General features: G+C 60.3%; 11 protein-coding genes. 2 read left to right on the forward strand and 9 right to left on the reverse strand.

Annotated elements, in window-relative coordinates; translation table 11 throughout:
- Position 1: 1 nt before the first annotated feature.
- The 6 genes from KI614_RS13175 to rpe form a co-directional block, all read right to left on the reverse strand.
- Entirely contained in the window at positions 2–739 is a 738-nt protein-coding gene (locus tag KI614_RS13175) for an amino acid ABC transporter permease (RefSeq protein ID WP_203467485.1), read from the reverse strand.
- An 89-nt stretch (positions 740–828) separates the two neighbouring features.
- On the reverse strand, positions 829–1,893 hold the full coding sequence (locus KI614_RS13180; protein ID WP_226406138.1) for an asparaginase: 1,065 nt from the start codon (positions 1,891–1,893) through the stop codon (positions 829–831).
- Between the two features lie 84 nt (positions 1,894–1,977).
- Positions 1,978–2,877: a glutamate/aspartate ABC transporter substrate-binding protein gene (locus KI614_RS13185; RefSeq protein ID WP_226406139.1), complete on the reverse strand. Its 900-nt coding sequence runs from the start codon at positions 2,875–2,877 to the stop codon at positions 1,978–1,980.
- A gap of 285 nt (positions 2,878–3,162) precedes the next feature.
- The gene (gene trpE / locus KI614_RS13190) at positions 3,163–4,638 is read right to left on the reverse strand and encodes an anthranilate synthase component I (protein WP_226406140.1); all 1,476 of its coding nucleotides are present in this window, start codon (positions 4,636–4,638) and stop codon (positions 3,163–3,165) included.
- 122 nt (positions 4,639–4,760) lie between these two features.
- On the reverse strand, positions 4,761–5,444 hold the full coding sequence (locus KI614_RS13195; RefSeq protein ID WP_226406141.1) for a phosphoglycolate phosphatase: 684 nt from the start codon (positions 5,442–5,444) through the stop codon (positions 4,761–4,763).
- Positions 5,444–6,145, reverse strand: coding sequence for a ribulose-phosphate 3-epimerase (gene rpe / locus KI614_RS13200; RefSeq protein WP_226406142.1), 702 nt, complete (start codon positions 6,143–6,145; stop codon positions 5,444–5,446). Before rpe ends, KI614_RS13195 begins: the two co-directional genes overlap by 1 nt.
- 36 nt (positions 6,146–6,181) lie before the next feature.
- On the opposite strand from rpe, the gene apaG reads away from it, so the two are divergent.
- Together apaG and KI614_RS13210 are read left to right on the forward strand one after the other, a co-directional pair.
- On the forward strand, positions 6,182–6,565 hold the full coding sequence (gene apaG, locus KI614_RS13205; protein ID WP_226406143.1) for a Co2+/Mg2+ efflux protein ApaG: 384 nt from the start codon (positions 6,182–6,184) through the stop codon (positions 6,563–6,565).
- Positions 6,562–7,155 (forward strand): class I SAM-dependent methyltransferase, encoded by a 594-nt coding sequence (locus tag KI614_RS13210; protein ID WP_226406144.1) that lies wholly within the window; start codon positions 6,562–6,564, stop codon positions 7,153–7,155. The genes apaG and KI614_RS13210 overlap by 4 nt, the downstream gene beginning before the upstream one ends.
- A 5-nt stretch (positions 7,156–7,160) precedes the next feature.
- On the opposite strand, the gene ydiK is transcribed toward KI614_RS13210, so the two are convergent.
- Genes ydiK through secA form a run of 3 tightly spaced genes read right to left on the reverse strand, consistent with a single transcriptional unit; the run spans position 7,161 to position 12,231 of the window.
- Positions 7,161–8,234 (reverse strand): AI-2E family transporter YdiK, encoded by a 1,074-nt coding sequence (ydiK, locus tag KI614_RS13215; RefSeq protein ID WP_226406145.1) that lies wholly within the window; start codon positions 8,232–8,234, stop codon positions 7,161–7,163.
- A gap of 10 nt (positions 8,235–8,244) precedes the next feature.
- On the reverse strand, positions 8,245–9,471 hold the full coding sequence (gene argJ, locus KI614_RS13220; RefSeq protein ID WP_226406146.1) for a bifunctional glutamate N-acetyltransferase/amino-acid acetyltransferase ArgJ: 1,227 nt from the start codon (positions 9,469–9,471) through the stop codon (positions 8,245–8,247).
- Between the two features lie 48 nt (positions 9,472–9,519).
- The gene (secA, locus tag KI614_RS13225) at positions 9,520–12,231 is read right to left on the reverse strand and encodes a preprotein translocase subunit SecA (protein ID WP_226406147.1); all 2,712 of its coding nucleotides are present in this window, start codon (positions 12,229–12,231) and stop codon (positions 9,520–9,522) included.
- Positions 12,232–12,253 lie beyond the last annotated feature (22 nt).

Here is a 12,253-nt window from a genome sequence, read left to right on the forward strand (position 1 = left end):
GTTATTTGCCTCCGATATAGCCGGGCACGGCAATGCGGTGCTCGACCTTGCGCATCAGGAACATCACGGTGACGTTGATCAGCACATAGGCGATGGTCACCGCGATGAAGGATTCGTAGGGCTGCGCCGTGTAATCGACCAGTTGGCGACCCTGGGCAGCCAGTTCAAGCAGACCGATGGTCGAGCAGACGGCGGAATTCTTGAAAATATTGAGGAACTCGGAAGTCAGCGGCGGAACGACCAGGCGGAAAGCCATCGGCAGCATCACGAAACGATAGGTTTGCGGCAACGTGAAGCCGAGCGCCAGGCCGGCATTCTTCTGCCCCTTGGGCAGCGAATTGATGCCGGAGCGAATCTGCTCGGCGACGCGGGCGCTGGTAAACAAGCCGAGGCAGACCATCGCTGCCAGGAACTGCTGGAAGACCGGATTCGACTGCTTGTAGGCATCGCCAATCGCGGTCGGCAACAACTCGGGCAACACGAAATACCAGATGAACAGCTGGACGAGCAGCGGAATATTGCGAAAAAGCTCGACGTAAGCAGTCGCCAGACCGGCCAGCACCTTGTTCGGCACGGTGCGCAGCACCCCGACCAGCGCACCGAGCAGCAAGGCCAGGACCCACGCGGTCAACGACAGCGTGATGGTCATTTTGAAGCCGGCCAGCATCCAGCCGAGATAGGTGTCATCACCGCTCGCACTTGGCTGCAGGAAAACGCCCCAGTTCCATTGGTAATTCATCGTTGAATCCCTCATTGATCGCCAGCCTCAAGGCCGGACATATTGCTCTGGACGGTACCGGGTCAGCCCGGCACCGCCTTGTGACCTGCTTAATACTCCCAGAAAATGCGCTGCAGTTCCTTGCTGTCATTCGTTTTGGTCAGCGCCACCGCCGCCAGGATGCGTGCTTTCTGCGGATTGAGATCGTGCGCCACGACCCAGTCGTACTGGTCATCCGGCTGTTCGGCATTGCGCAACACAAAGCCGCCGGCATTGACGTGCGAAGAACGGATGATCTGCACGCCCTTGCCGCGCAATTCACGCAAGGCTGGCACAACGCGGTTGCTCACCGAACCATTGCCGGTACCGGCATGAATGATGGCCTTGGCCCCCTTGTCGGCAAAAGCACGATAGGCCGTATCGCCGGTATTGCCGTAACCATAGGCAATCTCGACCGGCGCCAGGGCGTCGATTTTTTCGATATCGAACTCGGAGTTGGCGGTGTGGCGCTTGGCCGGCAGGCGGAACCAGTAGTTCTTGCCTTCGACCACCATGCCGAGCGGACCCCACGGGCTCTTGAATGCGCCGGTCTGGATGTTGATCATTTTGGACACATCGCGACCGCTGTTCAGCTCATCATTCATCGCGACGATGACGCCCTTGCTGCGCGCATCCTTGCTGGCGGCAACACCAACGGCGTTGAACAGGTTAAGCAGGCCGTCGGCCGACATCGCCGTGCCCGGACGCATCGAGCCGACGACGACGATCGGCTTGTCGGTGCGCACCACCAGATTCAGGAAATAGGCTGTCTCTTCCAGGGTGTCGGTGCCATGGGTCACAACGATGCCATCGACATCGCCCTGCTTGACCAGGGCGGCGACACGCTTGCCCAGGGTGACCAGATGTTCGTTGGTAAAGCTTTCAGAGGCGATCTGAAAAACCTGCTCGCCGCGTACCTCGGCCACATCGGCCAGGGTCGGAATACCGGCAATCAACTTGTCGACCGGCACCTTGGCAGCCTGATAGGTCGCGCTTTTGGCGGCATCCGCGCCGGCGCCGGCGATGGTTCCACCGGTCGCAAGGATCACGACGTTGGGCTTGGCGGCAAAGGCCGGAACAGCAGCCACACAGGCTGCGGCAACCAGCAGGCAGCGGGAAAGAAAACGATTCAGCATGACAATGCTCCAGGGGGTATCTCTGCAGGGGAATGAACGGCCGGCCCGCACACGCGGTGCCGGCCGTTCACAAGGCCGTCCGGCTTATTCGAAAGCCTTGTCGTTCGGCGCCTTGAACAGTGCCTTCATGTCGTCCGACATCGGCATCTCAAGATTCAGGCCCTTCGGCGGAATCGGGTTCATGAACCACTTGCTGTAGATCTTGTCGGCATCGCCGGAAGTCATCGCCTTGCTCAGCGCAGCATCGACCACCTTCTTGAAGGCCGGATCTTCCTTGCGCAGCATGCAACCGTAGGCTTCCTTGGACTGGGCGGTACCGACCACCACCCAATCTGCCGGGCGCTTGGCCTTGGCCATTTCACCGTAAAGCAGTGCGTCATCCATCATGAAGGCAACGGCACGGCCGGTTTCCAGCGTCAGGAAGGCTTCGCCGTGATCCTTGGCGGAGATGATGTTCATCTTCATCTGCTTGTCTTCATTCATCTTGCGGATCAGGCGCTCGGACGTCGTGCCGGCGGTGGTCACCACGTTCTTGCCGGCCAGATCGGCGAAATCGTTGATCCCGGCGGTCTTCTTGGCCATCAGCTTGGTGCCGATGACAAAAATGCTGGTCGAGAAGGCAACCTGCTTCTGGCGCTCGGTATTGTTGGTTGTCGAGCCGCACTCGATGTCGACCGTGCCATTCTGGATCAGCGTGATGCGGTTGGCCGAGGTCACCGGCATCAGCTTGGTATCGAGCTTGGCCAGCTTCAACTCAGCCTTGACGCCATCAACGACCTTGAGCATCAGTTCGTGCGAGTAGCCGATGACTTGCTGCTTGTCGTCGTAATAGGAAAAAGGAATCGACGATTCACGATGACCCAGCGTGATGCTGCCGGTGTCCTTGATTTTTTTCAGGGTGGCGGATTCCTGGGCGTGGGCCGGCAGGGTGGCAGCCGCGCCGAAAGCGGTAGCAAAAGCAGCAACAAAAGCGATACGTTTCATGAATTGTCTCCTGTTAAATGAAGAGGCCGGAGGCCGGCGACGACGCCTATCACTACGCAGGAGACGTGCCACCCCAAACGCAACAGAAAACAAAGAACAAACCATTGATTTAAAACAGGATTAAAAGCACACCTGCAGCACAGGCGTCGGATTTCCGACAGCCGGCCAGGCAAGCCATCGGAAATCCGTCACTTTCCTTGGGCCACAGGGTTTGCCGGGCGCTACGGTCGACATAAAAAAGCCGCCCGAATCGGGGCGGCTTTTTGCTGGCTTGCCGAGCAACGCTCAGTCGATCCGGGTATCCAGCCCCTGCTCGGCCAGCTCGGCGGCGCGCAATACGGCACGCGCCTTGTTCTGGGTTTCCTGCCATTCGGAATTCGGGTCGGAATCGGCGACGATCCCGGCACCAGCCTGGACGTGCAGTTGCTTGTCCTTGACCACGGCGGTGCGAATGGCGATCGCCAAGTCCATGTCGCCATGAAAACCAAGATAGCCGACGGCACCCGCATAAATACCGCGCTTGACCGGTTCAAGTTCATCGATGATTTCCATCGCCCGCACTTTCGGCGCACCGGAAACCGTACCGGCCGGGAAGGTTGCCTTGAGCACGTCGAGCGCATCCAGCCCCGGTTGCAGACGGCCTTCGACATTGGAGACGATGTGCATCACATGCGAGTAACGCTCAACCAGCATGTTCTCGGTCAGTTTGACGCTGCCGATGCGCGCGACACGGCCGCAGTCATTGCGCCCGAGATCGAGCAACTGGGTGTGCTCGGCCCGCTCCTTCTCATCGGCCAGCAACTCGGTGGCCAGTGCGGCATCTTCTTCCGGCGAGGCGCCGCGTTTGCGTGTACCGGCAATCGGCCGGACGGTAACGCGCTCGCCTTCGAGTCGGACCAGAATCTCCGGCGAAGCGCCGACGACGTGGAAATCCTCGAAATCGAAGTAGAACATGTAGGGCGACGGGTTGAGGCTGCGCAGGGTGCGGTACAGCGCCAGCGGACTGGCGTGGAACGGCTTGGTCATGCGCTGCGACAGGACGACCTGCATCACGTCGCCTTCGGTAATGTATTCCTTGGCCTTGAGGACGGCCTTCTTGAACGCTGCCTCGCCAAAAACAGAGACTGCCGCTTCGGATTGCACCGGCTGCTCGCTCGGGATGGTGACCGGCGTACGCAGTTTGGCGAGTAGCTCTTTCAGCCGTGCGCGGGCTTTCTGGTAAGCACCGGGAAAGCCCGGCTCGGCAAAGACAACCAGGGTCAGCTTGCCCGACAGGTTATCGACGACGGCGATTTCCTCCGACAACAGCAGGCCGATATCCGGCGTTCCCAGATCGCCCGGTTTTTGGGTCCGGGTCAGGCGCGTTTCGACATAACGCACGGTATCGTAGCCGAAGCAACCGACCAGACCGCCGCAGAAACGCGGCAGGCCGGCTTGCGGTGCGGCGCGGAAACGCTGCATGAACTTGCCGATGAATTCGAGCGGATTGGTATCGTCCTCACGCTCGGCAATGCGGTTGCCGGTCAGCACCAGCACCTGGTGACCATGCACGACGATGCGCGTCGGCGAAGCCAGGCCGATGATCGAATAGCGTCCGAAACGTTCGCCGCCCTGCACCGATTCCAGCAGATAGGTGTAAGGGCCGTTGGCCAGCTTGAGGTAGATGGAAAGCGGCGTATCAAGGTCGGCAAACGTTTCCAGCGTGACAGGAATACGGTTGTAGCCTTGCGCGGCAAGCGAATTGAATTCGGTTTCAGTCATGGGGAAGCCTCGGAAATGACAGGGTACTGCGTTCTGGTGCATTGCGCCGGATCGGCGCGCGAAAGGAGATCAGGGGCGCCAGCGACGCCAACCATGCCAATCGTTCCAGAATTGCAGAGTCGTCATTTGTGATGGAGGTCTTTGATAGTAAGGGCTTGCCGGCAGGCGGCGAGCAGGTCGGATACTAGCGCATCGCAATCTGCGCTGTCCACCGGCTCACCCTCGTTGTAGCCGTAGGGTACGGCGTAGGCCGAACACCCCGCCGCACGAGCGGCATGAAGGTCGTGTTTCGAGTCACCGATATGCAGATTGAAGCGAGGATCAACGCCGAGTTTTCGACAGGCATAAAGGATGGGTTCGGGGTGCGGCTTCTTGTGCGCCGTCGTATCGCCGGAAACGACGACCTCGAAGTAATGACGCAGGCCGACATGATCGAGCAGCGCGTCGGTAAACATCGCCGGTTTGTTGGTCACGACGCCCAGCTTCAGGCCACTGGCCTTCCAGGCTTCAAGGCCTTCGCTGACGCCGGGATAAATCCGGGTCAAACGACCGTTGACCGCAGCATAGTGCCGCTTGAAGGCATCTATGGCCGTCAGCATCTGCGCTTCCGACGGCGGCTGCCCGCCATGCGTCAGGCAGCGTTCGACAAGAACAGCCATGCCCTTGCCGACGAAGCTGTGCACTTCAGCCGGCGTACGCGGCGGCGCACCGATTTCCTCCAGCATCAGCCGGCAACCTTCGGCCAGGTCGGCAATGGTATCGAGCAGCGTGCCGTCGAGATCGAAGGTAACCGACTGGAAATACATCAGACCTTGCCCAGTTCGCTGCGCAGCGCGCCGATGATCGTGTCGTAGCGATGCGGGTCGCTGTCCTTGCCGGCACCATAGACGGCCGAACCGGCGACGAAGGCATCGACTCCGGCGCGAGCGATCTCGGCGATATTCGCGACATTCACGCCACCGTCGATTTCCAGACGAATGCGGCGACCGCTTTCCTTCTCGTAGGCGTCGAGCTTGGCCCGTGCCTGACGCGCCTTGGCCAGCGTGCCGGGAATGAATTTCTGGCCACCGAAGCCGGGATTGACACTCATCAGCAGGATGACGTCGATCTTGTCGAGCACGTAATCCATGTAATCAAGCGGCGTTGCCGGGTTGAAAACCAGACCGCCCTGACAACCGGCATCGCGAATCAGCGACAGGCTGCGATCAACGTGATCGGAGGCTTCCGGGTGGAAAGTGATGATATTGGCCCCGGCCTTGGCAAAATCGGGGATGATGCGGTCGACCGGCTTGACCATCAGATGCACGTCGATCGGTGCTGCGGTACACGGGCGAATTGCCTCGCAAACCAGCGGCCCGATGGTCAGGTTGGGAACATAATGGTTGTCCATCACGTCAAAGTGAATCCAGTCCGCCCCCGAGGCGATGACGTTGGCCACTTCCTCGCCCAGTTTGGCGAAATTGGCGGACAGAATGCTCGGTGCGATTACGAAATCTTTGGCAGACATGGTACTTCCCTAAACAAAAACAGACGAAATTATCCCATGCCCAACGCCAACAAGTACCGAATCACGATTCATCCTGTGCCGCAATTCATTCCGGAACAGTCCGACCCGGACAATGAGCGCTACATTTTCACCTACACCATCACCATCACCAACGCCGGCGAAGTTGCGGCACAGCTGATTTCACGCCACTGGATCATTACCGACGCCAACAACGAGGTGCAGGAGGTCCGTGGGCTGGGCGTGATCGGCAAACAGCCGCTGCTCAAGCCGGGTGAAAGTTTCGAATACACCAGCGGCACGGCCTTGCCGACGCCGCTGGGAACGATGAAGGGGACTTACCAGATGGTGGCCGAGGACGGCACCCATTTCGAGGCCGAGATTCCTGAATTCGTACTCGCCACGCCGCGCGTACTGCATTGAGCCTGAAGCACAGCTACACGCTGATCGCGCCGTTCTACGACGCGCTATTGATCCGCGCCACGCAGGGCGCCCGGCAACGCAGCCTGGCCGCACTGCCGCCGATGCCGGGTCGAATTCTGCTGGCGGGGGTCGGCACCGGGCTGGACCTGCCGCACCTGCCAGCCGCTCACCAATACATCGGGCTGGACCTGAATCACGCAATGCTGCGCCGCAGCCTGCCACGTGGCGCTCACCGCGACTACGCTGCAACACTGGGCGACGCCCAGCGCCTGCCCTTCGCCGATCACAGTTTTGATGCGGCAGTGCTGCACCTGATCCTGGCCGTTGTGCCGGAACCGGCCGACTGCCTGGCGGAAATCGCCCGTGTCGTTCGGCCGGGTGGCAGCGTACTGATTTTCGACAAATTCCTGCGTCGCGGCCAAAGCGCCCTGCTGCGCCGGATAGCCAACCCGCTGATGCGACGCATCGCTACCCGACTTGACGTGGTCTTTGAAAACTTACTCGATGCCAGGCCGGAATTCAGCCTTGAAAGTGACGAAGCAGCACTGGCCGGCGGCTGGTTCAGGATGATCCGGCTGCGTCGGGCCTGAAGCGCTCAGCCCTCGACTTCGTCCTTGCCCAGCGCATCCTCGATCCAGGCGAGCAGCAAGGTATAGGTCACCGCCAGCGCCACCGGACCGACAAAAATGCCGATCAGGCCGAAGCTCAGCATGCCGCCGATCACGCCGGCAAAGATCAGCAGCAGCGGCAAATCAGCACCACGTTTGATCAGCATCGGACGCAGGAAGTTGTCCAGCGTGCCGACAATCAGGCTCCACACCAGCAAGGCGGTCGCCCAGCCAGTATCACCGGTCCAGTACATCCAGCCGACGGCGGGTAGCAGGACCAGCATCGGACCAATCTGGGCGATACAGAACATCAGCATCAAGGCCGAGAGCAAGGAGGCGAACGGCACGCCGGCAATCGCCAGCCCGAGACCACCGAGCACGGTCTGGACAATGGCCGTGACACCAACCCCCAGCGCCACGCCGCGAATCGCCTGCCCGGCAAGAATGATCGAATTCTCGCCACGCTCCCCGGCCAGCCGGCGACCAAAACGCAGCACCATGCGGGCCGCACTCTCACCGCCGGCATAGAGAATTGCCGCGATGGTCACGACCAGCAGGAACTGGATCAGCATGCCGCCGAGGCCACCCACCTGAGCGAGTACCCACTTGCCGGTATCGGCAGCATAGGGCATGACTTCCGTCATGATACCGGCGGTGCCGGCCGCTGCCAGCTGACGCCAGGCGCTTGCCAGCTTTTCACCAAACAAGGGCAAACCAGCGACCCAGTCCGGCGGTAAAGGCAAGCCATTTTCGGCCAGCGCCCGACCTGCTGCGGTCAACTGTGCTGAATGCCCAGAAATGGTATCGATCGCCAGCCACAACGGCAAAATCAGCAGAAGCAGCATACCGAGCGACATCAGGACAATCGCCGGCAGACGTCGATTGCCAAGGCGCTGCTCAAGCGACTTGAACACCGGCCAGGTTGCAACAACAATCATCGTCGCCCAGACCGTGGCCGCGAGAAATGGCCGCAACACCCACAGCGACAGACCGATCAAACCCAGAATACAGAGAATGGCCAGCGTGTTGCGGGCCAGATCACGGCGGATGTCGGTGGCCATGGGGCGTTGATCAGCTGCGGTAGTCGGCGTTGATCTTGACGTAGTCGTAGGAGAAATCGCAGGTATAAACCTTGGCCTGCGCAGCGCCCCGACCGAGATCAACCCGCACCGTGATTTCCGCCTGGGCCATTACACGTGCGCCGTCCTCTTCCTTGTAGGCTGCGGCACGTCCGCCCTTTTCGGCGACCAGCACGTCATCGAGCCAGACCTTGACGCCATCGACGTCGAGATCGGCAATTCCGGCGTAACCGATGGCCGCCAGGATGCGGCCGAGATTCGGGTCGGAGGCAAAGAAGGCCGTCTTGACCAGCGGCGAATGGCCGATGGCGTACCCGACCTTGCGGCACTCTTCGACATCCTTGCCGCCTTCGACGGCGACGGTAATGAACTTGGTGGCGCCTTCACCATCGCGCACGATGGCCTGGGCCAGTTCGACGGAAACTGCGATCAGCGCCGCCTTGATCTCGGCCCAACCGGCATCGCTGGTCGATTTGAAACTGGCACCTGACTGACCGGAAGCGATCATCACGAAGGAGTCGTTGGTCGAGGTATCGCCATCGACGGTGATGCAGTTGAACGACGCATCGGCCGCTTCCTTGACCAGTTCGTCGAGCAGCGGCTGGGCAATGCCGGCGTCGGTGGCGACAAAACCGAGCATCGTCGCCATATTCGGCTTGATCATGCCGGCGCCCTTGGAGACGCCGGAAATGGTCACTTTTTTACCGTTGACCGTGACAACACGCGAGGCAGCCTTGGCGATGGTGTCGGTCGTCATGATGCCGTGCGCAGCGTTGTACCAGTTGTCCGCCTTCAGGTCGGCCTGCGCGGCCGGCAAACCGGCCTTGATGCGCTCGACCGGCAGCAATTCGAGAATGACGCCGGTCGAAAATGGCAGCACCTGGTCGGCAGCGATACCGAGAATGGCCCCTACGGCTTCGCAGGTTTCCTGCGCTGCCTGACGCCCCGGTTCGCCGGTACCGGCGTTGGCAATGCCGGTGTTGATGACCAGCGCGCGAATTTCCTTGCCGCCGGCCAGATGGTTGCGACAAAGCTGGACCGGCGCAGCACAAAAACGGTTTTGCGTGAACACGCCCGCCACAGAACACCCTGCATCCAACGCAACCAGTGTCAGGTCGCGGCGATTTTTCTTGCGAATCTCGGCTTCGGCAACGCCGAGACGAATGCCCGGTACGGGAAAAAGTTGATCGGCAGATGGCGTGCTGTAATTGACTGGCATTCTCGTGGCTCCAAAAGCATCAAGGCACCGCGTGGGTGCCTTGGGGGGTCAGGACAGTTTTCCGTGGCAATGTTTGTATTTTTTACCGCTACCGCAAGGACAAGGATCGTTTCGGCCAACCTTCGGGCCGGCATCCGATGGCGCGGGAACCGCCGCCTCGTCGGTCGAACCTTCCAAGGCTTCATCATAACCGGCATGCTGGTATTGGACGTTCTGGACATCGGCATGCGGCGCCGTTTCCTCGACATCTTCCTGCGAGCGAATCTGCACGGTAAAGAGAACGCGGGTGACTTCCTTGCGAATCAGGTCGAGCAGGCCTTCGAAAAGCTCGAAAGCTTCGCGCTTGTATTCCTGCTTCGGATTTTTCTGGGCATAGCCGCGCAGGTGGATACCCTGGCGAAGATGGTCGAGGGCCGCCAGGTGCTCGCGCCAGTGCGTATCGAGGCTCTGCAACATCACATTGCGCTCGAACTGCTGGAAGGAGTTGCTGCCGACCAGATCGATCTTGGCCTGGTAAGCCTGATCGGCTTCCAGGGTGATGCGGGCCAGAATTTCTTCATCGGACAGGGTCGGCTCGCTCTTGAACCATGCTGCGACCGGTGCGACGATCAGCAACTCGGCCGCCAGCGCACGCTCCAGGCCTTCCATGTCCCACTGTTCCTCAACCGACTCGGCCGGCACATAGGTACGGAAAATATCGCCGATCACGCTGTGGCGCATGGCGGTAATCGTCTCGGCAATATCCTCGGTTTCGAGCAGCTCGTTACGCTGCTGGTAGATCACCTTGCGCTGGTCGTTCGAGACATCGTCGTATTCGAGCAGCTGCTTGCGGATATCGAAGTTGCGGGCTTCGACCTTGCGCTGTGCCGATTCCAGCGAGCGGGTAACGAGCGGATGCTCGATCGCTTCGCCCTCCGGCATTTTCAGCTTGTCCATGATGGCGCGCAGGCGCTCGCCAGCAAAAATGCGCAAAAGCGGATCGTCGAGCGACAGGTAGAAGCGCGAAGAACCGGCATCGCCCTGACGACCGGCGCGACCGCGCAGCTGGTTGTCGATGCGGCGCGATTCGTGGCGTTCGGAACCGATGATGTGCAGACCGCCGGACGCCAGCACCTGATCGTGCGACTTCTGCCATTCGGCGCGCATTGCTGCAATGCGGGCTTCGCGCTCGGCTTCGGGCAGCGATTCGTCATGCTTGATTGCCGAAGTTGCCTTTTCGATGCTGCCGCCCAGCACAATGTCGGTACCCCGACCGGCCATGTTGGTGGCAATCGTGATCACACCCGGTCGACCGGCTTCAATGACGATTTCCGCTTCGCGGGCGTGCTGCTTGGCGTTGAGCACGTTGTGCGCCAAGCCTTCCTTGTCGAGCAGGCCGGAAAGCAACTCGGAGGCTTCGATCGAGGTCGTGCCGACCAGCACCGGCTGGCCGCGTTTGGCGCAATCCTTGATGTCGGCAATGATTGCTGCGTTCTTTTCGTCGGCAGTCTTATAGACCAGATCGTTCATATCCTTGCGCACCATCGGACGGTGCGGCGGAATGACAACCGTCTCCAGACCGTAGATCTGGTGGAATTCGTAGGCTTCGGTATCGGCCGTGCCGGTCATGCCGGACAGGCGGCTGTACATCCGGAAATAATTCTGGAAAGTAATCGAGGCCAGCGTCTGGTTTTCCGACTGAATCTGGACGCCTTCCTTGGCTTCCACCGCCTGGTGCAGACCATCGGACCAGCGGCGACCGGCCATCAGGCGACCAGTGAACTCGTCGACGATGATGATTTCGCCATTTTGCACAACGTAGTGCTGATCCTTGTGGAACAGCGTCAGGCCGCGCAACGCTGCATTCAGGTGATGCATCAGCGTGATGTTGGCCGCGTCGTAGAGGCTGGCGCCTTCAGCCAGCAGGCCATGCTCGGCCAGCAGTTGCTCGGCATGCTCGTAACCGGCTTCGGAAAGATGGACCTGATGGCCCTTTTCGTCGACCCAGTAATCGCCCTCGGCCTTTTCTTCGGCAGCGCGGGTCAATTTCGGCACGACATCCTTCATTCGCAGATAAAGGTCGGTGTGATCTTCGGCCTGGCCGGAAATGATCAGCGGCGTACGCGCTTCGTCGATCAGAATGGAGTCCACTTCGTCGACAATCGCGAAATTCAGCTGGCGCTGAACGCGTTCGCCCGGCGTGTACACCATGTTGTCACGCAGGTAATCGAAGCCGAACTCGTTGTTCGTGCCGTAGGTGATGTCGGCCGCGTAGGCGGCCTGCTTGGCCTCGTGATCCATCTGCGACAGGTTGACGCCGACACTCAGACCGAGGAAACGATGCAGACGCCCCATCCACTCCGCATCGCGGCTGGCCAGGTAGTCGTTGACCGTAATGACGTGCACGCCCTTGCCGGAAATGGCATTGAGGTAGGCCGGCAGCGTGCCGACCAGCGTCTTGCCTTCGCCGGTGCGCATTTCGGCGATCTTGCCGTAATGCAGCACCATGCCACCAATCATCTGGACGTCGAAGTGACGCATGCCCAATTCGCGCTTGCCGGCCTCGCGGACCACGGCAAAGGCCTCGGGCAACAGGTCGTCGAGCGATTCACCGTTGGCGTGGCGCTGACGGAACTCGTCCGTTTTCGCCCGCAGCTGCTCGTCGCTCAGTGCTTCGAGCGAAGGCTCAAGCGCGTTGATACGCTTGACGGTCTGGGAATATTGTTTAACGAGCCGATCGTTGCGGCTGCCGAAAATCTTTTTGAGTAGGCCGGATATCATCGCGATGAAATGTGGTTGCGCG

Origin of the sequence: Dechloromonas denitrificans, assembly GCF_020510665.1 — a bacterium.
GTDB lineage: Bacteria > Pseudomonadota > Gammaproteobacteria > Burkholderiales > Rhodocyclaceae > Azonexus > Azonexus denitrificans_B.

Excerpts from the sequence above, each read along its gene's own strand:
- KI614_RS13175 (WP_203467485.1), bottom strand. The coding sequence starts at position 739 with ATGAATTACCAATGGAACTGGGGCGTTTTCCTGCAGCCAAGTGCGAGC.
- KI614_RS13180 (WP_226406138.1), bottom strand. The coding sequence starts at position 1,893 with ATGCTGAATCGTTTTCTTTCCCGCTGCCTGCTGGTTGCCGCAGCCTGT.
- KI614_RS13185 (WP_226406139.1), bottom strand. The coding sequence starts at position 2,877 with ATGAAACGTATCGCTTTTGTTGCTGCTTTTGCTACCGCTTTCGGCGCG.
- KI614_RS13195 (WP_226406141.1), bottom strand. The coding sequence starts at position 5,444 with ATGTATTTCCAGTCGGTTACCTTCGATCTCGACGGCACGCTGCTCGAT.
- ydiK (WP_226406145.1), bottom strand. The coding sequence starts at position 8,234 with ATGGCCACCGACATCCGCCGTGATCTGGCCCGCAACACGCTGGCCATT.
- apaG (WP_226406143.1), top strand. The coding sequence starts at position 6,182 with ATGCCCAACGCCAACAAGTACCGAATCACGATTCATCCTGTGCCGCAA.
- rpe (WP_226406142.1), bottom strand. The coding sequence starts at position 6,145 with ATGTCTGCCAAAGATTTCGTAATCGCACCGAGCATTCTGTCCGCCAAT.
- secA (WP_226406147.1), bottom strand. The coding sequence starts at position 12,231 with ATGATATCCGGCCTACTCAAAAAGATTTTCGGCAGCCGCAACGATCGG.
- trpE (WP_226406140.1), bottom strand. The coding sequence starts at position 4,638 with ATGACTGAAACCGAATTCAATTCGCTTGCCGCGCAAGGCTACAACCGT.
- argJ (WP_226406146.1), bottom strand. The coding sequence starts at position 9,471 with ATGCCAGTCAATTACAGCACGCCATCTGCCGATCAACTTTTTCCCGTA.